Origin of the sequence: Psychrobacter sp. 1044, assembly GCF_904846525.1 — a bacterium.
Taxonomy (GTDB): Bacteria; Pseudomonadota; Gammaproteobacteria; order Pseudomonadales; family Moraxellaceae; genus Psychrobacter.
Genome location: NZ_CAJHAZ010000003.1, coordinates 55,883 through 79,627 on the forward strand (window position 1 = coordinate 55,883; position 23,745 = coordinate 79,627).

Below are 23,745 nucleotides of genomic sequence, written 5' to 3' on the forward strand. Positions count from 1 at the left end.
AATAATGAGCTACTGTTTGTCGCCGTTTGTCTCGGCTTCTAATTGCGCTATTTGTTGTTCTAACAATTCAATTTGCTCATCCTTCATTGTCGTCAATTGCTTATTCATGACCAACTGTTCAGCAGCGAGTTTTTTTTGTTCAGCGAAGCGCTGTTTTTCATCTGCTAAGCGATCTATTTCTTCTTTAGCAAGACTATCTGTTTCTGGTAAAGGAGCACTTAAGATGGCTTCAGCATTAGGTATTTGATCAACTGTGATTGTCTCATCAGTATTTAACGTTAAGTTACTATTGTTTGAACTATTGTCATTATTACCTAAAAGCGTAGCATCTAATTGAGTAGCGCTATCTGGTTCGGTCGTCGGTGGTGTACTTTCGATAGGCACAGTATTTGTGTTTATCGAATTGTTTTTCCAGACCAAGTAGCCAATCAATAATGCCGCTAATATAATAATTGACCACCATTTCTGGCGTGACTTAGTGGGCTTTTTTTTCAGTGATTTGGTTGACAGAGGACGCATTCTTTGACTTTTCATACTATAGTCGATTTATGTTAGAAATATAAGTAGCCATACTATAGCAAACTCAAAATAAAAAGCCTATCTATTGCTAGATAGGCTGGTAGCTATTAAGACTTGACGCTTAATATTTAAGGTTTGAATTTTACTGTGCCGCTGGTACCAGTAGCCATAGCATCACGTATAAGCTGATCTTCAGCATGGTTTTTGGCACTGATGGCATCAGGATCAGGGCGATGTTCGCTATGTCCACATAATGTGCATTCAATATACTCATCAGGTTCTGGAGTGACGACGTTGATTTGTACCACCGCATCCATCGCCTGACATTTAGGACAACGAACACCTGCTAAAAACTGCCGCTTTGGTCGCGTTGATTGATAGCGCATTTAAATCACCTCATGTGTTGTTGAGGCATTAGCAGCAGCACTGCCTTTTTTAGTATCAGAAAAACCGCTATGACGTAACAACGCATCGATACTGGCACTGCGACCACGGAAGTTTTCAAAGTTGGTCTTGGCAGGGAAACTACCACCAACGGATAAAATTGTCTCACGGAAGGCTTTACCAGTGACTGGGTTAAAAATACCTTCTTCTTCAAACTTGCTAAAGGCATCTGCCGATAGCAACTCTGCCCATTTATACGAGTAATAACCTGCCGCATAGCCGCCTGCAAAGATATGACTAAAGCCGTTGGCAAAACGGTTGTAGTCAGGTGTCTGCATGATAGCAATGTCATCTCGAACGGTATTTAGCGTGGCTAATATACCGTCATAATCTAGCGCTGGCGTATGCGCATGAATCAATAAGTCAAACAGTGCGAATTCGATTTGCCGTAGGGTTTGCATGCCGCTTTGGAAATTCTTCACCGCCAATAACGCTGCAAGTTTGTCTTTAGGCAAGGGCGCACCCGTTTTGACGTGGCTACTAATCAGCGCAATCCCTTCGGCATCCCACGCCCAGTTTTCCATAAATTGACTAGGCAACTCGACCGCGTCCCACTCAACGCCATTGACACCAGCGACATCACCGACCGTCACTTGGGTTAATAAATGATGTAGGCCGTGACCAAACTCATGGAATAGAGTCAATACTTCATCATGCGTCAATAGACTTGGTTTGCCATCGAGGGCAGGGGTAAAGTTACCCACCATAAAGCAAACGGGTAGCTGCTGATGATTTTGTTCACTGTAAGTATAACGTGACTGAAAACCACTCATCCAAGCGCCGCCGCGTTTACCACTGCGTGCAAATAAGTCAAAGTAAAAGCCACCAAGCAAGTTATCATCAGCATCAAACAACTGATAAAAGTTGACATCGTCGTGCCAGCGTGATACGGATTCACTTTGCTCTTGGACTTTGATACCGTACAGACGCTCAACGATGGCAAATAATCCGCTAATCACTTTTGGTAAGGGAAAGTACGGGCGAATCTCTTCTTGTGATAAGCTGAACTCGCTTTGTTTTACTTTTTCGGCGATATAAGCACTGTCCCACGCCTGTAACTCCTCAATACCATAGTCCTGCGCATACTTTTGTAATTGTGCCAAGTCTTGCTTAGCCGCTGGAGTTGCTTGCATGGCCAAACTCCGTAAAAAGGTTTCTACTTCTGCTACGTTATCTGCCATTTTCGTCGATAGTGAGACTTCTGCATAATTGTCAAAACCTAATAGCTTGGCTTTTTGCTCACGTAATTGCAGGATTTGACCCATGATATCGGCATTGTTTAGCGACTCACCTTTGGCATTGGTATGTGCATCGAACTCAGAAGCACGAGTGACATAAGCGCGGTATAGGGTCTCGCGCAGTTCACGGTCATCCGCATGGGTCATGATGGCAAGATAAACAGGGATATTTAAGCTTGCCACGTAATAAGGACTTGGCAACGCATCGACTTCTACTTGCGTGAGCGTACCGTTGGCAAGCGCGCGCGCTTTATACTGTTCGCCAGCATCTGCGAGTAGCGCCAGTCCACTTTCGGTTAGACCTGCCAATTGCTCTTGCTGCAGCGGTAAGGCATAAGCTTGGGTGGCATCCAATACGTTATCTGAAAAGGTCGCTGATAAGGTAGAAAGCTGACTTTGAATAGCCGCAAACTTTTCCTGTTTATCTTTTGGTAATGCGACACCTGACAGCTCAAAACTACGTAGCGCAAGCTCAATAGCCCGCGCTCGTGCAGGCTCAAGCGCAGCAAAAAATGCTGTGTCATTGACGATAGTTTGATAACGATTAAATAGCGGCTGATGCTGTCCCACTCGTGTGCCATAAGCCGATAGTGTGGGTAGCAGTTCATGATGGACATGACGAATGTCATCATTGCTCATGACGCTATTCAGGTGCGATAAAATGCCCCAACTGCGATCCAATGCCAGATTAATATGATCAAAAGTCATCACATCAGCCAGCGCTTGCTCAGCGCTGATATTAGCAGCACGGTTATGGCTATCAGTATCTCCGCTCATCTCATCTAAAAATGTATTGGCTTCATCGATGGCAGTGATGACATGGCTTTGTAATGTACTTGGCGAAACGTTGTCAAAATCGACAAGGCGTAAATCTGCAGCAAGGGTTTTCATAAAAGTATCCGATATCTGATCGTAGTGAATGAATTATTATTGAGTAAACGTCGCTTTATATAAGAGATTGGCTTGCCGTGATATTTAGAACATCATTAGCTTTGTGTTATTTTTCTTTTTTGCTGTCTTATCGATAAGCTATATAAAAGATGGGTTCGTTTGACGAAAATACAACCTAATTATTGACTATATAAAAAGTGAGGCGAGAAGATAGTGACTATTAAACGGGTTTAAAGTCGATCCGTCAGGCTTTTAGAACAATACAGAGTGTTCTACTTACAAAGCGCTATCATTTGCTTGCAAATTAACCCTACAGCGAGTGAGGTTTGACTGCTAGCATCAAGGCAATGGAATAAAAAGATTAATCAACTGATTGATAGCAAAAACTATCAATCAGTTGATTAATAGTAAAAATCACAATGTTAAAAGTACATGATAATAAAACAAGGAGCAATAAATGAAAGCGACTCTCAAAAGTTTACGTGAAACCAAAGCCAATCCTGCGGTTAGTATCTTTGTTAAGACTCATCGCGAGCATCCTGCTAATGATCAAGATCCCATTGCCCTGAAGAACCAATTAAAAGTGGCTGAAGAACGCTTAACCAACGAATACGATAAGCGCACAGCGACTACCATACTCGATAAGATTCACGATAAAACCAAAGAGCTAAATCACAACTTAAATCTTGATACCTTGGCTATTTTTGCCAGTACCGACGATGTGCAAGTTATCCGTATGCCGATTGACACCACGGAGCGTGTGGTGATTTCACATCGTTTTGCGACTCGAGATTTGGTGCGTGATATGGCAAGCGCGGTGCATTATTACACCTTGGTGCTTACTCGTGATAATGCCCGCTTGATTGAAGCGTCTAATGATCGCGTGGTGAGAGAGTTCGATAAGGACGATGACTTGCAAAAAAACATGGATAATATCCCATTTCCTATTGAAAACAACGGTCTATATACGACAGGCGATGGTGGATCGGATCGCTCATCTAATAATGAAAGCAGCTATCTAAAAGAGTTTTTTAATCAGGTGGATAAAAGCGTACAAGAGTTGTGGGGTGAGCATAAAATGCCTTTGGTTGTCGTTGGCGATGCTAAAAATATCGGCTACTATAAAGAAGTTTGTGATCGTCCAGACAACATCATTGCCACAGTGTCAAATGCGACCAATCTAGAAGATGGTAGTGCTCAGCATATTATCAATAGTGTGCAAGAGGCGGTGGAAGGCTATCGTACATCACTGCATCAAGCTGCCATGGGTGAGATTGATAAAGCACGCGGTGCCAATATGTTGCAAACAGATCTACAAGAAGTCTACCGCAGTGCCTTCCAAGGTGCAGGCGAGACGCTTTATGTCCGTCGTGGTTATATACAATCGGCCAAAATTGATGAAAAGGCACAGACTTTGAGTCTTGCAGATGATGCGGCTTCAGAAGGCGTTACTGATGATGCCATTGGCGAAATCATTGAGCATGTCATTCATAATGGTGGCGAAGCAGTATTTATGCCACAAGATATTATGGGTGAAGATCAACCAATTGCTTTGGTGACACGCTATTAGTTGATAGATAGTGCCTATTAATTGCTAGATAGTGCCTATTGATGACAATCCTTTGCGAATTCGCCATTGATAGAAGATAGGTATAATATGGGAGCATTGGTTCGATAAGAATCAATGCTTTTTTTACATTGATGATATATTAAGCCTTTATCTAAAACTTATACTTGATTGCCTTATGTCGTTAAATGATGCTAAATAACATACCAAATACTCTTATGCAATTTAGCGTCACAGCAATGATAGCCTTTAGCTCCAGTCTCAGTATGGCAGAGACAGATGTGAATAATATATCTGTGAGCCATCTATCATGGGGTCAATTGCCGCCTTCTATTCAAAACTATTATCAAATAGACTCTAAAAAAATAAAATGAGGCTAAAGACCAAAGATATTGTTGCTATTCGTTCTTGGATTGGCACAGTAGGAGAACAGTATTTGGTTCAATTACAGCGTTTCAATTCAACCAATAGCCCCGGCGAGCCAGCAGGAGAGGTCTTCACGCATTTATATGTTATAGATGAACAAGAGGTTTTACGAGTATGGCAAATATATGATTATGTACCCTGCGATGGGTTAGATGTAATCGCAGAATTCGCTAAAAACACCGCCGTAGTGACTGATATTAATAATAACGGTGTTGTCGAAGTGAGTGTGCCTTATTATCTCGGTTGTCGTGGTGACGTAAGTTACGATGAGATGAAAGTAATCATGTACGAAGGGCAGCAAAAATTCGCCATCCGTGGTAACTCTGCAATTTGTAACGCCAAGACAGGTCAGCCAGTTGACGCTACTGGTTATTATGGTGGCGACTATAAGGTTGATGAAAAATTACTACAGCAATCAGCGCTATCAGCTTCTCAAAAATCAGTATTTAGGCGTCACTTGCAATCAGTGTGGCGCGATAATCAATGTTCCATTTATTTTAAGTATGATGACTAATTCTATGACTATCACGACCTCTTTTGTGCTAACCAGCTATAACATTCATAAAGGCATGTCGCCGATGAATCGCCAAGTTAAAATACAAGGTATCGCCCAAGCGCTCGATATTATTGGCTCCGATGTACTGTGTCTCCAAGAAGTGCAAGGTCAGAATCTTAAGCGCAATATGCAATACAACGAATACCCTGACCAATCGCAACATGAATGGTTTGGTGAATATTTACAGCTGCAAAATAGCTATGGTAAAAACTCAGAGTATGAAAATGGTCATCATGGCAATGCGGTATTGAGCCGCTTTCCATTAGATCCTAAGCATAACGTCAATATCACCGTTAATAAGCTTGAGCAGCGTGGCGTCTTGCACTGTGAAGTACAACCAGTTGGATGGGATGTACCAGTGGTTGTACTGTGTGCACACCTAAATTTGTTTGAGCGTGATCGCATCAAGCAATATGAAGCCATTGCCAACTATGTTCGTAATGAGATTGCACCTGATCAACCACTGATTTTGGCAGGAGATTTTAATGATTGGAAAAAAATGTCTTGTGATAAGCTTGCTACTAGCTTGGGTATGACCGAAGCTTTTAAGCATTGTCATGGCAAACTGCTGCCAACTTTCCCAGCCAAGCTTCCGGTGCTGAGCTTAGATCGTATTTATGTGCGTAATCTAAGAGTGAAAAATGCATGGGTGCATACGGGCAAACCATGGTCGACACTGTCTGATCATCTGCCACTCAGTGCGGAATTGGCACACTTATAAATGATTATTAGATAAGCTTAAGTTATTCACTAAAAATAAAATTGAATGCAAAAATAAAGCAATAGATACCTATAAGGATATATAACGATGTCTACTCTTTCTCATAACCCGCTACCAACGACCCAACATGCCGTACTCATACGTGAGTTTGGCGAACCTGAAGTGATGAGCTATCAAGAGGATGTGGCCATTCCTGTGTTAACAGACAATCAGGTACTGGTCAAAGTTGCTTACGCGGGTATCAATCCTGTCGATTACAAAACACGTCAAGGCAAAGGCTGGGGCGCTGATGCCATTCAAAAAGACAAGTTTGATAAAAATGAGCCTGCAATTTTGGGCTTTGATATGTCAGGCACTGTGGTCGATAGTCGTAGTGAGCAATTTACTATCGGTACACAGGTCGCTGCCCTGACTTTTCATGGTGGCTGTTATGCAGAGTATGTAGCAGTCGATGCTGAAATGCTGGCAAAAGTACCGGATTCTGTCACGTTAGAGCAAGCAGGTGCACTGCCTTGTATCGGACAGACGGCGATACAGTTTGTAGAGTTTGCAGATATTCAAGATGGTGAGCATGTGGTGATAAACGCGCCAGCAGGCGGCGTGGGTCACTTATTGATTCAGCTGCTCATGGATAAAGTGGCTAAAAACAATATCAAGGTGACCGTCATTTGCTCACCAGAAAAATATGCCAAGCTTGATGAAATAATAGATACCAATCAGCTTACAGGTTGGATTGATTATACCAAAGATGGTGAATTCCCTGAGTTACAGGCAGATGTGCTACTGGATTTGGTCGGTAATGAAGCAGGGGTACGGGCGCTTAGCGTGCTCAAATCTGGTGGTCGCGTCAATGTGTTACCAACGATTTGGGTGGATAAACTCAAAGAGGCGGGTAGCCAGAAACAGCTAAAGGTAGCGGGTTATAAGGCGCAGCGTAGTGGTGAAGATATGGCGCGAGTTTTACAGCTCGTTGCAGATGGTAAGCTAACGCTACGTATTCAGCAAACCTATCCTTTGTCCGAAGTGGTCGCGGCTCATCATGAGCTGCAAAAAGGTGCTACTTTTGGCAAGATTGTTTTAAAAGTGAGCTAGGACATGTCTTCAATCTGAAGGCATGCGACTAAGTGGGCTAAAAATGGTTAAATCTTTCTAGACTGCATCAAATAGCACTGTTAATATTCCGATATTAACGGTGCTATTTTCCTTGTTTGGCTACCGTTTAGCTCATTTTTATCACCATTTTCAAAACGAGGACGCGCTCTAGCTTATATTAAGTTACATTAATTTAATGCGGTAGCACTTTTCGAAAGGTGAGGCTGATGCGCCCTGATGCGACAGTTTTGGTTTTTGTAATGGTGTGCTTCCAAAAATCCTGCGTATTGCCATGCATAACGATAAGCTGACCGGACTCAAGATATAGCTCAACTTTGACGGGCTTGTTCTTTTGTCTAATAGTTTTATGTTTAAAAACAAATTTTCGCCTAGCACCGAGCGATAAAGAAGCGATAATCGGCTGCGCGCCCAGCTCTTTTTCATCGTCGGCATGATAGCCCATGCCATCAGCACCAGAAGGATAGTGGTTAAGTAAGCAAGAATTAAAATCAACGTTGATACCAATGCTTGATAACTGCTGCTCAATATGTCGTTTTACGTGCAACATCTGCTTTGTCCATGGAATGGCTCGACGCGTCTGTCCAGAGTAATGATAACTGACATCGTGGTCACCCATCCAGACGATTTGGCGAGTGGTAACATGTGTTTTACCAAACAACGTCACGATGTCAGACTGCCAAGGTAGCTCGGTTAGTAAATCCTCATACAGAGCGTTAGCATCATTAATAACTACCCCTAAGTCATTGACCTGACCATCGTAAGGCAATAGGTTATCAGTCGGTGTAGGGGCAAAAAGGTCAGTCATCACTTAGACGGCTCAGCTTATATATGACTATGATAATGCTCATTGATAACTTGAGCACATAATTCAGGTGCTTCCATCGGCAGTAGATGACCGTAATCTAACAAAGATATGATGCTGTCATCAGGGACGAATTTTTGCCATTGTTGTCGCACTTTATGGTTGATAAACAACGTCGGCTTGCCAGTGATAAGCGTATAAGGACAGCTCAATTGCTTGAGGGCGGTATCGATATGCGGCGCGCCGAAATAGTTGGCGAGCTCTTGCTCAGGCGCAAATATCAGCGTGTAACTGCCATTGATATCTTTGGATAAACTTTGCTCTGCAAATACCCGCAAATGCGCATCACTCATGCGCCTATAAGCACGTTGAGCGCGTAAGTTCTCATAATAATCATCGATGCTTGCCCAAGTAGACTGTTTGGTTAGAGTGCTTTTAAACGGTTCACGACTAAGCAGAAGCTTACGCGGCAATAGATTATAGAGTCGGGCTTGTGGTTTGGTAAACGTCACAGGCTCTATTAAATATAGCTGTGAAAACAGATCTGGGCGCTGGGCTGCAGCGATGGCAGTGGCAGTGGCTCCTTGCGAATGACCAATACCAACGATGGGTTTGTCTTGCGTTTTTTCTAAAAATTCAATAAGTATCTCAGCATCCTGCTCGCGCGTAAGACGACGGCGCTGCGGCTTGTCATACCAATAGCCACGAAGCGCAAGCGAGCTGATTTTGAAGTCAGTTGCCAGCGCATTTAATAAGGGACTATAAGTACCAACGGTAAAACTATTGCCACCATAAAAGTGTGCTGGCACGCGAGAGGCAGTACTTGACTGTATCGATGGCGTAAGCTGGCTAAGGTTATAGTAGCGCGCTTGTTTTCCACTAATATTAATATTTTTTGCAAATGCTTTCATAATGTACACACCTCCTTGTGTCTGATTTTTAATAAAAATTAAGGGTTGTACTTAGCTGTCTTCACCTAAAAAACCACCACTTTGTCGGTGCCACAAGCGAGCATAAACACCGTGTAGATTTAACAATTCATCATGGCTGCCTTGTTCGATAATTTGACCTTTATCCATGACCACCAATCGATCAAGTGCGGCAATGGTGGAGAGACGATGGGCAATCGCAATGACCGTTTTACCTGTCATAATGTCATTCAGGCTTTCGGTAATGGCAAATTCAATCTCAGAGTCAAGGGCGCTGGTCGCTTCGTCCAATAGTAAGATGGGCGCATTTTTTAGCATAACACGTGAGATGGCGATACGCTGACGTTGACCACCAGAGAGTTTGACGCCGCGCTCACCGACTTGGGTGTCAAGCCCCGTATTACCTTTATCATCATATAAGTCTTTGATAAAGTCCCATGCTTGCGCTTGTTTGGCAGCCGTAATAATTTCTTCGTCGGTTGCATCAGGACGACCGTAAGCGATATTTTCACGTACTGTCCGATGTAGCAAAGACGTATCTTGCGTCACCATACCTATCTGTTGGCGCAAAGACTCTTGGGTGACTTCATCAATTGCTTGTCCATCGATTAGGATTTTACCGCTATCAACATCAAAGAAGCGTAACAATAAATTAACCAAGGTAGATTTACCGGCACCTGAGCGCCCAACCAAGCCTATTTTTTCGCCGGGTTTAATGTCTAAATAAAAGTTATCGAGCAGTTTAGTCTTCGTAGTAGGCGTTGCTGATGTTTTCACTGTATCTAAGATATCGCCCTCGACAGCGTCGCTATCATTCTCATAACTAAAATCAACATGATCAAAAACGATACGACCTTCGGTGACTTTCAAAGCGGGTGCGTTGGGCTTATCAACGATTTTTTGCGGCGCTGATAAGGTACGCATGCCATCTTGTACGGTTCCGATACTTTCAAATAGACTGGCAGTTTGCCACATGATCCAACGCGTCAAACCGTTCAAACGTAGTGCCATGGCTGTCGCGGCAGCAATCGCACCGACACCGACCGCGCCTTGTTGCCATAAATACAAACCAATAGCCGCAGTGCCACTAACCAAAATCACACTGATTAGATGGGTTGATACTTCTAAGTAACTGACCCAGCGCATCTGTGCATGGACGGTACCTAAAAATTGCCCCATGGCATTTTTGGCATAACTCAGCTCACGGCGTGAATGGCTAAACAGCTTGACGGTCATGATATTGGCATAAGCATCGGTAATGCGGCCAGTCATTAAAGCACGGGCATCGGCTTGCACAATGGCAGTTTGTTTGAGCTTAGGGATAAAGTACCAAATGGTCAGCGCAACCAAGACTAGCCAAACGATAAACGGGATTAATAATAGACTGTCTAGATTAAATAAAATGACACCTGACGTAATAAAATAAACGGTGACATACATAAACATGTCGGTGACGGTCATGACTGTATCGCGTACGGCCAGTGCGGTTTGCATTACTTTGGCTGAGACACGTCCAGAGAATTCATCTTGATAAAACTGCATCGATTGCCCAAGCATCCGCTGGTGAAAGCGCCAGCGCATTTGCATAGGAAAGACGCCTTGCAAGGTCTGAAAATGGATGAATGATGACAATGCAATCCATAGCGGACTCATGATCATGACGGCTAGCATGAGCAGTAGCATATCGCCTTTTTCTAACCACAGATTCTGCGGTGTATAGACGCCTAGCCAGTCAACAATATTCCCAATCCAAGCAAATAGCATCGCTTCATAGATGCCAATGCCCGCAGACAAAATCATAAATATCAATAGCCAGCCACGTAAACCGTTTGTACACGCCCACAAGAACTTTAGCATGCCATCACGGGGTGAAGGTAGCGGCATAGGAGTTTCAGGAAAGGCAGGGAGGCGAGTTTCAAAAAATCGAAATAGAGCATTCATAGGCAGTCATAAAACATCAATAGCAGTACGCCAAAATCAACGACATTACTCGTTATTTTGAATCTTTACTTTTGTTATTAGGATTGAGTACTATTTTAGCAAACTTCCCAATCAGACCTGCATGCTAATTGTAAATTGAAGGCTAAAGAGCTACTTGTCAGCAGTCGAATAAAAGCCAATAAATAGATTGCTGTGTAAGAAATACTTTGTTACATTCTATGGCTTTATCCTAATTGGCGGTTCGCGCTTTATCTTCAGTATATGAATGATGAGCGAATAATGTCCCCATAAAGCGGCAGTTTAATAAGGTAATAGCTCATGATATATTTGACGATAGCGGTGCTTTGTAGTGTCGCCGTTTCAGTATTGCTAAAAGTGTTACGACAGAAAAATATAGATATACGCCAGACCATCGTCGCAGGCTATCCGGTGGCTTTTCTACTGACGTGGTTTTTGTTGAAGCCAGACGTCAGTGGCATGAATGCGCTTGGCGGTGCTTGGGCGATTATTATTGCGCTTGGCATATTGCTACCTGCGGTATTTATTATCCTTGGAAGGGCGATTGAATCTGTGGGAATGGTAGCAACCGATGCGGCTCAGCGGCTATCGTTGATTATTCCTATCGTCGCGGCTTTTTTATTGTTTGGTGAAGTGCTGACTGGCACTCGCATATTTGGTCTGGCGTTAGGATTTTTGGCACTTGGTGCACTGATTTATCGTCCACAGCAGGGTCACATTAGCAGACAAGTGAAGCATACACCGCTATGGTTGTTTGGCGTCTGGGCAGGCTATGGCATTATTGATATCTTGTTCAAGCAAGTTGCCAAGCAGGGCGCTGCTTTTCCTCTGACATTATTTGTCAGTTTTGGTTTAGCAGGATTATTGCTGTTTATTTATTTGCTGATTACGCGGGTGCGCTGGCAGGGGAATGCGCTCGCAGCAGGATTGTTATTAGGTGCGCTCAATATGGGCAATATTTATGCTTATGTACGTGCGCATCAAGTATTGTCCGAGTCGCCTAGCATCGTCTTTACCGGTATGAATGTCGGTGTCATTGCAGTGGCAACCTTGATAGGGGTCGGTGTGTTTAAAGAGTCGCTTAACCGTATTAATGTATTGGGTTTATTATTAGCCATTTGCTGTGTGGCAGTGCTGTTTTTAGCATAAACGTTCAGCCTAGTGAGTTTGCTTATAGGATAGGTGATAATTATTTTATCAACGCGTTAACTTATCAGATATAGGCACAAAGAGCGTCCTATGATAAGGTTGTCTACAAACAGTAAGGCTGATATAAGCCAATAAAAAGCGATTTACTTTGTGACACTTGACCTCAACCAATAACAATAGGACGCACTCTCAATGGAATATCAAAACCAATATAACAAACAGCTACAACGCATTAAAAATGGTTCAGGGTTCATCGCGGCACTGGATCAAAGTGGCGGCAGTACGCCAAAAGCGTTAGAGAATTACGGTGTCACAGGCGATGATTATGACAACGATGAAGCCATGTTCGACCAAGTGCATGAGATGCGCGCGCGTATCATGACTTGTGAGGCTTTTGATAATGAGCGTGTGCTTGGGGCGATTTTGTTCGAAGATACTATGGAACGTGAGGTCAATGGCAAACCGACGGCCAATTATCTATGGGAAGATAAAAATATAGTACCATTTTTAAAAGTGGATAAGGGTTTGGCTGAGCAAATGAATGGCGTCCAAGTGATGCGTCCGATGCCAAATTTAGATCTGCTACTCGATAAAGCCAAAAACTATCCAGTATTTGGCACCAAAATGCGCTCAGTAATTTATGAGCCGAATGTCGATGGCATTGAGCTGGTCGTGCAACAGCAATTCGATGTGGCAAAACAGATACTCTCAAAAGGTCTGATGCCAATCGTAGAGCCTGAAGTCGATATCAACAGTAGCAAAAAGCATGAATGTGAAGTCATACTAAAGACCAGCATTTTGCACAATCTGGATCGTTTGACTGACGACCAGCAAGTCATGCTAAAACTGACTTTGCCAGAAGAAGCGGGTTTTTACCAAGAGCTGATTGATCATCCAAAAGTATTAAAAGTCGTGGCGTTATCGGGCGGCTACAGCCGTGGCGATGCTTGTGCTAAGCTCAAGCAAAACCCCGGTATGATTGCCAGTTTCTCACGTGCCTTTACTGAAGGCTTAAGTAAGCAGCAAAGTGATGATGAGTTTGCTAATACTATCAACACGTCTATCGAAGAGATTTATGAGGCGTCGAAAGTTTAAAGCCTTAAACCTTTATAATTGATTTTGAATCCCAGCTAACTTTAGGTTTGCTGGGATTTTTTTAATGGCATTCACAGTAGATATTTATTAAACTTGTGTTTGTTTTTATGGTTTCTGGAGAGGTTGTGTTTCGCTTTATTACTTTAGGATTGTTTTTATTAAGTTGGAGTGTTTCTAGTCAATCTATGGAGCCTGTAGGCTATTCAGGTACTTGGGCAAGCGCTGCTTATTTTAATAATGCCATCGATGTTATATCAGAGACAGTTAATATCGATATTACAGATGATGCTAATAATGCTGGTTATACAGTGAGCTATAAGCTGTATAACAATCGTGAAGGGCTTCAATTCCCATTGGTTTTTGAAGTATTCGATGAATTTGGACAAAGTAATGAGTTCGAAATTACTGTTGATGGTCAATCGGTGCCTGTTGTAACGGTTACTGAAGATAATAACGGGCTTGAGACCTCTGACTTCTATATACCAGCCAATACTGGTTTAGAGCAATTCAGAGCAGATTCAAAGTATATCAATCTGGATTTGTCGTCAGGGTTGCATACTATTACAGCTACTTATGACGTCCAGCCGCATTATTATGGCAGTGATTGGACTGGGATAAGCACTTACTCTTATTCGTTAGTGCCGATGAAGGAGAGCGTCAGTGATGATAAGCAGTTTAAAGGGTCATTTATTAAGCTAAATTTCAATGGTAGTTTAGACTATATCAGTATGGATATCGATGGCACGAAGAATACTTTACCTTCTAATAACCAATGGCATTTCAACGATAGTCTTGCGAAAGAGATTGATTTTATTATTCAAGCACCTCTGAATCCTGTGGCAAAAGTTTTGACGGCTGTTTCGCCATTCATAACTATAAGTTTCGCGCTATTTGTATTGGGTGGACTGCATTTGCGTATGATGAAACGTAGACAGCAAGCCCAGCCCGAAACCCTTTGGACAGTCATGCTCGTGGGTGGTTTTCTAGTGCCTCTGCTTAGCCTGATAATTTATTACCTCTATCTACTGGTGACAGATATGATCATTGGTCAAGGCGCAACAGGAGAGAGTCGTGATTTGTTCTTTATATGGGTTTTGCCGTTAGGCTATATAGTAATAACACCTATTTATATGATAATTAGTTTTGTGGTTTTTATGATGGTTAAACAGACGGTTACTAAAACAGTAAAGTAATTATAGTTGAAGGCTGTAAATAGCTTTGTGATTCGCGAACAGCTAGCTGACGAGCCATTTGAGAGAATATTAATGCGTAGGACCATTTTAGGATTGCTTTTATTAAGCCACAGTATGTTTAGCTATGCCAATATGGCGTCTCCCATTATCGACGGTACTAATGCCAGTACGGCATATTCAAGCAAAGATATCGATATATTGTCTGAAAACATAGATATCAATATTGCTGAAGGTTTTAATCAAGCTGACTATGATGTCACTTACGAAATTTATAGCGCTAAAGAAGGCGATCGAATACCTTTGGTTTTTGAGGTGTTCGATAACATAGATAATGATGCAGACAAAAGCTTTATAGTCGAAGTCGATGGGCAAGCGGTACCAGTACTTATCAATTATGATTATGAAAGTCATTCAAAATCATTGCCTGCTTATCATGATCCAGAAACGGATATGGCTGTGCCGTTCAATAATGACGCTAAATACTTTGAGATACACTTAAGCGAAGGCAATCATGTCATTAATGTTAAATACTCTGCCTATCCTACAATAAACCGTAGTGATTGGACCAATCAATATATCTATAGCTATTCATTAAAACCTGCCAAAACTTGGAAAAGCTTTGGTGACTTGACCGTTACTTTAAAGATTGCTGATGAGTCGAAATATTTGAAGACTAATCTTGGCGAACCTTTAAGTGGGATGATAAAAGCAGATTCTAAGTGGTTTTTTGATCATCTGCCTCAAGATGTTCTTGAGATATCTTATCAACCACAACCAATGCCTCTAGCAAAGTGGTTAATTAACTTAGACTCATTAATACTTCTGTTGTTTTTAATATGTTTGTTAGGGGGTGCTCACTATGGACTTATGTATTGGAGCCGGAAGAAAAGCCTTAAAAGAGCATGGATGGTCACATGGTTAGGGATTCTGATAGTTCCATTTATCGTATTGATGATAGTTTTCTATAAGATTTGTCTTATAGATTGGTTACTGGGCGAGCATGCCAGCAGGTATCATGGTTATACTATTTTTATTATTCTCTTTGGCTATCCACTGACTTTGCTTGTTTATTTAACCATCATGAAACTGTGCGACTCTTACTTCAAACGAGTTTTTCCACGAGACTCAAAAATAAACGTAAAAAAAGCTTAAACCTAGCAACTAGATTTAAGCTTAAGTATTAAATATTGAATAATCAAATTTCTCTATACAATTGACTCCCTGCCGCCTTATACTTTTATGTCATTTCACTCATTTCTTGTTGGATACCCACTGCTCTCATAGCGTCTGCGCCCAAAGTAGCTGACTTCTTCGTATCCAACCCCTTGGCATAATCTCGCACGTTCTGAGTGATTTTCATCGAGCAGAATTTAGGACCACACATCGAGCAAAAGTGCGCCGTCTTATGCGCGTCTTTAGGCAAGGTTTCATCATGGAACTCACGGGCGGTATCTGGGTCGAGCGCCAGATTGAACTGGTCGTCCCAGCGGAATTCAAATCGTGCTTTAGATAACGCATTATCACGTGCCTGCGCACCGGGATGACCTTTAGCCAAATCAGCCGCGTGGGCTGCGATTTTATAGGTGATGATACCGTCTTTAACATCTTTTTTATTAGGCAGACCTAAATGCTCTTTTGGCGTCACATAGCACAGCATTGCGGTGCCAAACCAGCCGATCATTGCCGCACCAATGGCGCTCGTGATATGGTCATAACCGGGTGCGATATCGGTGGTTAAGGGTCCTAAGGTATAAAAAGGTGCGTCGGCACAAACTTCTAACTGCAAATCCATATTTTCTTTAATACGGTTCATCGCCACGTGACCGGGACCTTCAATCATGACCTGTACGTCATGCTTCCACGCCACTTGGGTCAACTCGCCAAGGGTACGCAGCTCACCAAATTGCGCCTCGTCATTGGCATCTTGCAAACAGCCTGGACGTAAGCCATCGCCTAGACTAAACGCCACATCGTACTGCTTCATAATCTCGCAGATATCTTCAAAATGAGTATATAAAAAGCTCTCTTTATTATGAAACATGCACCACTGCGCCATGATAGATCCGCCACGCGAGACGATGCCCGTCAAGCGTCCAGCAGTTAGCGGCACGTACTCTAATAAAACACCCGCATGGATAGTAAAGTAATCGACACCTTGCTCTGCTTGCTCAATCAAGGTATCACGAAATATTTCCCACGTTAAATCTTCTGCCACGCCATCGACTTTTTCTAGCGCTTGGTAAATCGGTACAGTACCAATCGGCACTGGCGAGTTACGAATCAGCCATTCACGCGTTTCATGAATATGATTGCCAGTGGATAAATCCATGATGTTATCCGCACCCCAACGTGTTGCCCACGTCATTTTTGACACTTCCTCATCAATAGAAGAACCTAACGCTGAGTTACCGATATTTGCGTTGATTTTCACCAAGAAATTGCGTCCGATAATCATCGGTTCAGATTCTGGATGATTAATGTTATTTGGGATAATGGCGCGCCCAGCAGCCACTTCACTGCGGACAAATTCAGGGGTGATAATCGCAGGCGTATTAGCGCCAAAGTTCTCACCATCATGCTGACGCATATCGGTCAGCTCATGCTGCTTTTGCGTTTCGCGAATGGCGATATATTCCATTTCTGGGGTGATGATGCCGCGGCGTGCATAGTACATTTGCGTGACGTTGCCAGCTTTGCCATCGACATCTTTGGCGCGGCGAGGTTTGTCGATATGAGCAAATCGTAGATTGGCAGTGCTGATATCGCGGGCGCGTGCCATTCCGTAAGCGCTAGACAGTCCGCTTAATTGCTCGGTATCATCGCGCTCAGAAATCCAACCTTCACGCAGCTTTGGTAAGCCTTTGGTCAAATCAATCTCGACGTTGGGATCGGTATAAACGCCTGATGTGTCATAAACATAGAATGGTGGGTTCTGTTCCCATTCGTTCTCAGAAACGCCTTGCACAGGGGTAGGATCAAGGGTGATTTCACGCATGGGTACTTGAATATCGGATCTAGAGCCTTCGATATAGACTTTACGGGAGGCGGGGAGTATGCGGTGTAAGTCGCGAGCGTCTTCTTCAAAGCGTGCATCACTGGCACTGCGGTGAGCAGGGGTCTTTAACGCATCTGTCTTAGAAGGTTTTTGAGAAGGAGAAGTGGCTAATAAAGTTGTCATATGCTGTCCTAGCGTGTTGGTTTTTGAATAAAAGCAACACCGCCAGTAGCTGCGGGGGTAGCACCTGTGATCCAGACAAATTCAGCTCATGAGCATCAGCCTACGACCAAAAAACATAGTCGCGGATGATGCTCATCAAACGTTGGACGCAGCTTTATATCAGTCTTCACTACTTAATAGTACATCATGCACATTAAGGGAGTAATGAGGATAAAAAAGGTATTTCTACGCGTCCATTGTCATAAATAACAAAGTGCTTAAGACTTCCCTGCGTCGGTACTAACCGCATCAGGTTCGGCGGGTGATCTCTCAGCGAATGTATAAAGGCGACTACTTTAATAAAGAAAGCTTAAAAGTGAGCCAATAATACACCGCACCCCGAGTCTGTCAGTGTTGTAAATCAACTCAATACTAACAAAGTTCTGCAATGAGGGCTAATGATATTTAGATGAAAATATCAGGCGTTGAGTTTGAGGTTCGATGTTTTTATGAGAACGACTCTAGAGTACCAGTGATTAAAATCACTTGATATTACTTAGCTGTAGATAGCTTATCTAAATATTATGTAAAGCGAATGAAAGATTCTGGAGGTTGTCATTAAACTGTCATAAAAATTTGGCAAGATAGCACGCATGTCACAAACAATGCTTTTTTGTATCGTTGTTAAACTTTAGGAGTCCTACATGCGTTATTCGTTATTAGCAGTGGCCGTTAGTTGTACATTAGTGCTTACGGCATGTAATAAATCGACTGAAACGACAGAGCCAGCTGCGGATAGCAGTAGCGCTGTCACCACCACTGAAGCAACTACTCAGACAACATCTGCTTCTGCAGCAGGTTTTAAATCTGCTGAGAATATCGCTATGAATATCACGGGTGCAGGGGCATCGTTCCCGCAGCCTATCTATGCTAAATGGTCTTACGACTACAACGCTGCTACCGGTGGTCAAGTCAATTACCAGTCGATTGGCTCTTCTGGTGGTATCAAACAAATCGAATCAAAGACAGTCGACTTTGGGGCGTCTGACGCGCCAATGACGCCTGAAGAGCTAGACGCAGCAGGCTTGATTCAGTTTCCGACGGTTATCGGTGGCGTCGTGCCAATCGTCAACATCGATGGTATTGAGCCGGGCGCGTTGAAATTAGACGGTGCAATGTTGGCAGACATCTATTTGGGTAAAATCAGTAATTGGAATGACCCTGCTATCAAAGCCATGAACCCAGATTTGACCTTGCCAGATGCAGCAATCACGACGGTATTCCGCTCAGATGGTTCAGGGACAACGTTTAACTTTACGGATTATCTTGCCAAGGTTTCACCAGACTGGAAAGACACAGTTGGTGTTGATAAGACCGTGAAATGGCCAACGTCTGCGACTGGTGCAGGTGGTAAAGGTAACGAAGGCGTATCAAGCTACGTAAACCGTATGAAAAATTCTATCGGTTATGTGGAATATGCTTATGCCAAGCAAAACAACATGTCACATACTGCATTGAAAAACGCTGCTGGCAACGTCGTTCAGCCATCTGCTGAGACATTTGCTGCGGCAGGTGATATCGACTGGTCAAAACAAGCAGGCTTTTATAAAGTCATCACCAACTCTGAGACTGAGCAAGCATGGCCGATCGCTGCTGCGACCTTTATCTTGGTACATAAGCAACCAGAGAATCCTCAGCAAGTGGCTGGTGTGTTGAACTTCTTTGATTGGGCTTATACCCAAGGCGACGATGATGCCATGGCACTCGATTACGTACCATTCTCTGATGCAGCGATTGCCTTATTCAAGGAAAAATGGAACGAAGTAAAAGGCAGTGATGGACAGCCTGTTTATAAGCCTGCTCAGTAACCTGTTTCTGCTAAATATTCTTTAATACCTTGTCAGTGCCTTACTAGTCCCTTTCGAGTTATCCTCTCGAATAACTATTCTCCGGTAGTTATTTGAGAGGTTTTATCACAGCAAATTTGATGACAAGTTTGTTGTGATAAAACCGAATGAATGCTTCTACTATTTTGACTTGATTCTATTTAATGCTGAGACACTTATGAATGATTTAAGGTCCCAACTGGCTAAACAAAAGCGCTATGACTTATTGTTTGTGAATGCCACCAAGGCTTTTGCCATATTAGTACTCTTATCGTTGGGCGGCATTTTAGTCTCCTTGATCATCGGAGCGTGGCCGAGCATTCAGGCATTTGGTCTTGGATTTTATACCAGTAATAATTGGGATACGGTCGCCAATGAATACGGGGCGCTAGCACCTATCTATGGTACGTTGGTGACATCCTTTATCGCGATTTTGATTGCAGTACCAATCAGTTTTGGCATTGCCATATTTTTGACCGAGATGTGCCCAACCTTCCTCAAAAAACCACTTGGTATTGCCATTGAGTTATTAGCGGGTATCCCTTCTATCATTTACGGTATGTGGGGATTGTTTGTCTTTGCGCCTTTCTTTGGCGATCATATTCAGCCTTGGTTTATTGAGCACATTGGTCCACTACCTATCATCGGTAAGTTGTTTACGGGCGCGCCAATGGGATTGGGTATGTTTACCGCCTCGCTAGTACTCGCCATTATGATTATTCCATTTATCGCCGCTACCATGCGCGATGTCTTCTCTGTCGTGCCAGACCTGCTTAAAGAGTCGGCCTATGGCATGGGCGCGACGACGTGGGAAGTCATGTTCAAGATCATTTTGCCTTATACCAAAGCTGGTGTGGTTGGCGGGGTTATCTTGGGATTGGGACGAGCATTGGGTGAGACCATGGCAGTGACTTTCTTGATTGGTAATGCCTTTAACATCAGTCCGAGTCTGTTTACTTCAGGCGTGACCATTACCTCAGCCTTAGCCAACGAGTTTGCCGAAGCGTCGAGTGAGCTACATTTGGCTTCCTTATTACATTTAGGCTTAATCTTATTTGTCATCACCTTCATTGTACTATCTCTAGCAAAACTCATGCTCATGAGTATGGATAAAAAAGCAGGTAATCGCTAGTCGTTAGATTGCCTCAGTTTCATTGAGTCAGTTCGATGAAATCAATCAGTTAAGTGTCGATGGTTATTGGTATTGATAAAAATATGGGAAACACATTTTATGCCTTCTAACAATGCTACCAACGCGATCAATGCACCGTCACCGCTGAACACTGGCTTTGAAGGGCGTTATAACAGAAGCTTATATAACAAGCGCCGTTTGACCAACAAGTTAGGTCTAGGCTTTGCCATGTCGGCGATGGTTTTTGGACTGTTTTGGTTGTTTTGGATTTTGTTGACGCTCTTTGTTGAAGGCTTTCAAGGTATTGTGCAGCTGCCTATTTTTACTGCTGATACACCGCCACCGATGAGTGCGGGCGGGTTGCGTAACGCCATTGTCGGTTCAGTAATGCTCGCGTTTTCAGGATTGTTTATCGGTGCACCTATTGGCCTCATGACGGGTATTTATTTATCTGAGTTCGCTCAAGGCAGTATGCTTGGCAAGGTAACGCGTTTCTTAAATGATATTTTGTTATCCGCACCCTCGATTGTGATTGGTCTTTTTATTTATGCATTGATGGTAAAAGGTCAAAGTTTCTCTGGTTGGGCAGGCGCGTTGGCATTGGCATTAATCGTTATTCCTGTGGTCGTGCGTACCACTGAGAATATGCTCAATCTGGTTCCTAATAGCATTCGTGAAGCGGCTTACGCACTTGGCACACCCAAGTGGAAAATGGTGACTCAAGTAACGATTAAGGCGGCTAGAGCAGGACTGACCACTGGGGTGTTACTGGCATTTGCCCGAATCACTGGTGAGACAGCACCGTTGCTATTTACGGCGCTTAACAACCAATATTTCAGTACCGATATGGGTCAGCCTATTGCCAACTTGCCCAATACCATCTATCAGTTTGCGATGAGTCCTTATGAAAACTGGCATACCTTAGCGTGGGCGGCGGCGTTGCTGATCACGACCTCTGTTTTGGTATTAAATATCTTGGCAAGATTCATCGGTAGTAGAGGTCAGGCTAAATAAAGGCTGATGGCGAATGAGGGCTTGTCCTAGATTACCTCGAGCATTTACTTCCATTTATATTCATTGAGCTGGGTTGGAACATATTATGAATGACGTCATGAGCAAAATCCGTACAAAAAAGCCTGTCGATAAATTCAATGTGGCAGATAAATTTAATCCAACAACAGACAGTTTATTAAATAGACCGATGTCGACGGCAGCACAAATGGAGCAGCCAGATATTGCCAGCCTAACCAAACAAACGCTTCATGATATTCCCAAAAACATGCCTGCAGCAAAAATGCAAATTCGGGATCTGAATTTTTATTATGGTGACTTTCAGGCGCTAAAAAATATCAATATCGATATTCCTGATAAAAAAGTCACTGCTTTCATTGGTCCTTCAGGTTGCGGCAAATCGACGCTGTTGCGTACCTTCAACCGTATGTACGATTTATATCCAGGCATGCGGGCAGAAGGCAATATTAACCTTGATGGTCAAAATATCTTGGGCAAAGACGTCGATGTGAATTTGCTACGCGCGCAAGTTGGGATGGTCTTTCAGAAGCCAACACCGTTCCCGATGTCAATCTATGACAATGTCGCCTTTGGGGTACGCCTTTATGAAAAGTTAAGCAAGGCTGAGCTGGACAATCGGGTAGAGTGGGCACTTAAAAAGTCCGCACTATGGCCAGAAGTGAAAGACAAATTAAAAGCGTCAGGGCTTTCGTTATCAGGCGGACAGCAGCAACGCTTGTGTATTGCGCGTAGCGTCGCGACCAAGCCTGAAGTGTTATTGCTTGATGAGCCGACATCAGCGCTTGACCCTATCTCGACCGGCGCGATTGAAGATTTGATTGAAGATTTAAAACAGGATTACACCATTGCCATTGTTACGCATAACATGCAACAGGCTGCACGGGTGTCAGATTACACCGTCTATATGTACTTAGGCGATATGATTGAGATGGGCGAGACCGACCAGATATTTACCAAGCCTGCCCAAACCGCCACAGAAGACTATATTACGGGTCGTTATGGCTAACATCGCGGTCTGAGCAAGGACGACGTGCTCGATACGTTCAATAAGATATCGTGAGCCAATCTGTTCGACTCAACAGCCACACCGCGCTACCAAAATATGGATTTTAGGGAATACCTCTTATGCAAAGCGATAAGCATATCTCCAAAAGTTTTGACCAAGATCTTGATGAAGCTATCCGTCTATTTCTATACATGGGTGATAGCGCGGCCAACCAAGTGGCGAAAGCGATCCATGCGCTTATCGATAAAAATGAGACACTGGCGCAAGAGGTGATTGATATGGACTTTGATATCAATCGAATGGAAGTCGAGTTGGATGAACACATCTTGCTATTGGTCGCCAAACGTCAGCCTGCCGCCAGCGATTTACGCTTGGTCATGTCCATCAGTAAAGGCGTGGTTGATTTAGAACGCATCGGTGATGAAGCCGTCAAAATTGCTCAGATGGCCAAAAAAATTGCGGCACAAGGTAAACTGTCATACGGTTATGCGGAAGTGCAACACCTCAGCAATCAGGTTCGTTTGATGCTGCACAATGCGCTAGAGGCATTTAGCCAATCGAATGCTGAGCAAGCGTTTGAGGTCATGCGTAACGATAGCATAGTCAATGATGAGTATCAGTCAGCCATCCGTGCTTTGATGACCTATATTATGGAAGATTCACGGCACGTCTCAAAAGTCATCAATATTATGTGGGTATTGCGCGCGCTTGAGCGGGTGGGCGATCATGCACAAAATATTGCAGAACTGGTGATTAACTATATTAGTGGGCAAGATGTGCGTCATTCCGACTATGCGCTGGTCGAAAAAGCGGTGCAAGAAGCCAATGACCGTATGGCGGCGCGCCAAGTCAGTACCCTGTCTGCCACTAAACCTGCCATCAAGTCAGCCACGGATGTTGTAGACTCAAACGGTGATGAGGGCTAAAAAA

General features: G+C 43.4%; 20 protein-coding genes and 1 riboswitch. Of the genes, 13 read left to right on the top strand and 7 right to left on the bottom strand.

Features of this window, described 5'->3' with window-relative positions; translation table 11 throughout:
* Positions 1-9 precede the first annotated feature (9 nt).
* From JMX82_RS02800 to JMX82_RS02810, 3 genes are all read right to left on the bottom strand, one after another.
* Complete coding sequence (locus JMX82_RS02800) at positions 10-534, bottom strand: hypothetical protein (protein ID WP_201539395.1); 525 nt, start codon at positions 532-534, stop codon at positions 10-12.
* Between the two features lie 113 nt (positions 535-647).
* Positions 648-905 (bottom strand): YheV family putative metal-binding protein, encoded by a 258-nt coding sequence (locus tag JMX82_RS02805; protein WP_201539396.1) that lies wholly within the window; start codon positions 903-905, stop codon positions 648-650.
* On the bottom strand, positions 906-3,092 hold the full coding sequence (locus JMX82_RS02810) for a M3 family metallopeptidase (protein WP_201539397.1): 2,187 nt from the start codon (positions 3,090-3,092) through the stop codon (positions 906-908).
* A gap of 457 nt (positions 3,093-3,549) precedes the next feature.
* Between JMX82_RS02810 and JMX82_RS02815 the strand changes: the two genes are divergently transcribed.
* The 4 genes from JMX82_RS02815 (at position 3,550) to JMX82_RS02830 (ending at position 7,454) form a co-directional block, all read left to right on the top strand.
* A complete protein-coding gene (locus JMX82_RS02815) occupies positions 3,550-4,662 on the top strand; it encodes a hypothetical protein (RefSeq protein WP_045443051.1) in 1,113 nt (370 codons plus the stop codon).
* A gap of 367 nt (positions 4,663-5,029) precedes the next feature.
* Positions 5,030-5,599: a M949_RS01915 family surface polysaccharide biosynthesis protein gene (locus JMX82_RS02820; protein WP_201539398.1), complete on the top strand. Its 570-nt coding sequence runs from the start codon at positions 5,030-5,032 to the stop codon at positions 5,597-5,599.
* A 4-nt stretch (positions 5,600-5,603) separates the two neighbouring features.
* Positions 5,604-6,362: an endonuclease/exonuclease/phosphatase family protein gene (locus JMX82_RS02825; protein ID WP_201539399.1), complete on the top strand. Its 759-nt coding sequence runs from the start codon at positions 5,604-5,606 to the stop codon at positions 6,360-6,362.
* 87 nt (positions 6,363-6,449) lie between these two features.
* Entirely contained in the window at positions 6,450-7,454 is a 1,005-nt protein-coding gene (locus JMX82_RS02830) for an NADP-dependent oxidoreductase (protein WP_201539400.1), read from the top strand.
* A 193-nt stretch (positions 7,455-7,647) separates the two neighbouring features.
* Here JMX82_RS02830 and JMX82_RS02835 read toward each other — a convergent pair whose 3' ends face one another.
* The 3 genes from JMX82_RS02835 to JMX82_RS02845 are packed head-to-tail and all read right to left on the bottom strand — an operon-like array spanning position 7,648 to position 11,147.
* Positions 7,648-8,280, bottom strand: a complete 633-nt coding sequence (locus JMX82_RS02835) for an alpha-ketoglutarate-dependent dioxygenase AlkB family protein (protein ID WP_201539495.1) — start codon at positions 8,278-8,280, stop codon at positions 7,648-7,650.
* Positions 8,281-8,297: 17 nt separating this feature from the next.
* Positions 8,298-9,188 carry an alpha/beta fold hydrolase gene (locus JMX82_RS02840; RefSeq protein ID WP_201539401.1) on the bottom strand — a complete coding sequence of 297 codons (891 nt, stop codon included), beginning with the start codon at positions 9,186-9,188 and terminating at the stop codon, positions 8,298-8,300.
* A 51-nt stretch (positions 9,189-9,239) separates the two neighbouring features.
* Complete coding sequence (locus JMX82_RS02845; protein WP_201539402.1) at positions 9,240-11,147, bottom strand: ABC transporter ATP-binding protein; 1,908 nt, start codon at positions 11,145-11,147, stop codon at positions 9,240-9,242.
* A gap of 318 nt (positions 11,148-11,465) precedes the next feature.
* Here JMX82_RS02845 and JMX82_RS02850 point away from each other — a divergent pair, with 318 nt between their 5' ends.
* From JMX82_RS02850 to JMX82_RS02865, 4 genes are all read left to right on the top strand, one after another.
* Positions 11,466-12,314, top strand: a complete 849-nt coding sequence (locus tag JMX82_RS02850) for a DMT family transporter (RefSeq protein WP_201539403.1) — start codon at positions 11,466-11,468, stop codon at positions 12,312-12,314.
* A 192-nt stretch (positions 12,315-12,506) separates the two neighbouring features.
* Complete coding sequence (locus JMX82_RS02855; RefSeq protein ID WP_201539404.1) at positions 12,507-13,409, top strand: fructose bisphosphate aldolase; 903 nt, start codon at positions 12,507-12,509, stop codon at positions 13,407-13,409.
* A gap of 125 nt (positions 13,410-13,534) precedes the next feature.
* Positions 13,535-14,602, top strand: a complete 1,068-nt coding sequence (locus JMX82_RS02860) for a hypothetical protein (RefSeq protein WP_201539405.1) — start codon at positions 13,535-13,537, stop codon at positions 14,600-14,602.
* A gap of 27 nt (positions 14,603-14,629) precedes the next feature.
* A complete protein-coding gene (locus JMX82_RS02865) occupies positions 14,630-15,754 on the top strand; it encodes a hypothetical protein (protein ID WP_201539406.1) in 1,125 nt (374 codons plus the stop codon).
* Between the two features lie 85 nt (positions 15,755-15,839).
* Here JMX82_RS02865 and thiC read toward each other — a convergent pair whose 3' ends face one another.
* Complete coding sequence (gene thiC / locus JMX82_RS02870) at positions 15,840-17,780, bottom strand: phosphomethylpyrimidine synthase ThiC (RefSeq protein ID WP_227676268.1); 1,941 nt, start codon at positions 17,778-17,780, stop codon at positions 15,840-15,842.
* A gap of 248 nt (positions 17,781-18,028) precedes the next feature.
* Positions 18,029-18,171: riboswitch (TPP riboswitch) on the bottom strand.
* A gap of 292 nt (positions 18,172-18,463) precedes the next feature.
* On the opposite strand from thiC, the gene pstS reads away from it, so the two are divergent.
* From pstS to phoU, 5 genes are all read left to right on the top strand, one after another.
* Complete coding sequence (gene pstS / locus JMX82_RS02875; protein WP_201539407.1) at positions 18,464-19,627, top strand: phosphate ABC transporter substrate-binding protein PstS; 1,164 nt, start codon at positions 18,464-18,466, stop codon at positions 19,625-19,627.
* A gap of 196 nt (positions 19,628-19,823) precedes the next feature.
* The gene (gene pstC, locus JMX82_RS02880) at positions 19,824-20,777 is read left to right on the top strand and encodes a phosphate ABC transporter permease subunit PstC (protein WP_201539408.1); all 954 of its coding nucleotides are present in this window, start codon (positions 19,824-19,826) and stop codon (positions 20,775-20,777) included.
* Between the two features lie 99 nt (positions 20,778-20,876).
* Positions 20,877-21,791, top strand: a complete 915-nt coding sequence (gene pstA, locus JMX82_RS02885; protein ID WP_227676269.1) for a phosphate ABC transporter permease PstA — start codon at positions 20,877-20,879, stop codon at positions 21,789-21,791.
* Between the two features lie 97 nt (positions 21,792-21,888).
* Positions 21,889-22,815 (top strand): phosphate ABC transporter ATP-binding protein PstB, encoded by a 927-nt coding sequence (gene pstB / locus JMX82_RS02890; protein WP_201539498.1) that lies wholly within the window; start codon positions 21,889-21,891, stop codon positions 22,813-22,815.
* A gap of 119 nt (positions 22,816-22,934) precedes the next feature.
* Positions 22,935-23,741: a phosphate signaling complex protein PhoU gene (gene phoU / locus JMX82_RS02895; protein WP_227676270.1), complete on the top strand. Its 807-nt coding sequence runs from the start codon at positions 22,935-22,937 to the stop codon at positions 23,739-23,741.
* Positions 23,742-23,745 lie beyond the last annotated feature (4 nt).

What these genes read in the sequence shown, in the direction of transcription:
- JMX82_RS02800 (WP_201539395.1), bottom strand. Translation starts at nt 534, where the DNA reads ATGAAAAGTCAAAGAATGCGTCCTCTGTCAACCAAATCACTGAAAAAA.
- JMX82_RS02805 (WP_201539396.1), bottom strand. Translation starts at nt 905, where the DNA reads ATGCGCTATCAATCAACGCGACCAAAGCGGCAGTTTTTAGCAGGTGTT.
- JMX82_RS02810 (WP_201539397.1), bottom strand. Translation starts at nt 3,092, where the DNA reads ATGAAAACCCTTGCTGCAGATTTACGCCTTGTCGATTTTGACAACGTT.
- JMX82_RS02815 (WP_045443051.1), top strand. Translation starts at nt 3,550, where the DNA reads ATGAAAGCGACTCTCAAAAGTTTACGTGAAACCAAAGCCAATCCTGCG.
- JMX82_RS02820 (WP_201539398.1), top strand. Translation starts at nt 5,030, where the DNA reads ATGAGGCTAAAGACCAAAGATATTGTTGCTATTCGTTCTTGGATTGGC.
- JMX82_RS02825 (WP_201539399.1), top strand. Translation starts at nt 5,604, where the DNA reads ATGACTATCACGACCTCTTTTGTGCTAACCAGCTATAACATTCATAAA.
- JMX82_RS02830 (WP_201539400.1), top strand. Translation starts at nt 6,450, where the DNA reads ATGTCTACTCTTTCTCATAACCCGCTACCAACGACCCAACATGCCGTA.
- JMX82_RS02835 (WP_201539495.1), bottom strand. Translation starts at nt 8,280, where the DNA reads ATGACTGACCTTTTTGCCCCTACACCGACTGATAACCTATTGCCTTAC.
- JMX82_RS02840 (WP_201539401.1), bottom strand. Translation starts at nt 9,188, where the DNA reads ATGAAAGCATTTGCAAAAAATATTAATATTAGTGGAAAACAAGCGCGC.
- JMX82_RS02845 (WP_201539402.1), bottom strand. Translation starts at nt 11,147, where the DNA reads ATGAATGCTCTATTTCGATTTTTTGAAACTCGCCTCCCTGCCTTTCCT.
- JMX82_RS02850 (WP_201539403.1), top strand. Translation starts at nt 11,466, where the DNA reads ATGATATATTTGACGATAGCGGTGCTTTGTAGTGTCGCCGTTTCAGTA.
- JMX82_RS02855 (WP_201539404.1), top strand. Translation starts at nt 12,507, where the DNA reads ATGGAATATCAAAACCAATATAACAAACAGCTACAACGCATTAAAAAT.
- thiC (WP_227676268.1), bottom strand. Translation starts at nt 17,780, where the DNA reads ATGACAACTTTATTAGCCACTTCTCCTTCTCAAAAACCTTCTAAGACA.
- pstS (WP_201539407.1), top strand. Translation starts at nt 18,464, where the DNA reads ATGCGTTATTCGTTATTAGCAGTGGCCGTTAGTTGTACATTAGTGCTT.
- pstC (WP_201539408.1), top strand. Translation starts at nt 19,824, where the DNA reads ATGAATGATTTAAGGTCCCAACTGGCTAAACAAAAGCGCTATGACTTA.
- pstA (WP_227676269.1), top strand. Translation starts at nt 20,877, where the DNA reads ATGCCTTCTAACAATGCTACCAACGCGATCAATGCACCGTCACCGCTG.
- pstB (WP_201539498.1), top strand. Translation starts at nt 21,889, where the DNA reads ATGAGCAAAATCCGTACAAAAAAGCCTGTCGATAAATTCAATGTGGCA.
- phoU (WP_227676270.1), top strand. Translation starts at nt 22,935, where the DNA reads ATGCAAAGCGATAAGCATATCTCCAAAAGTTTTGACCAAGATCTTGAT.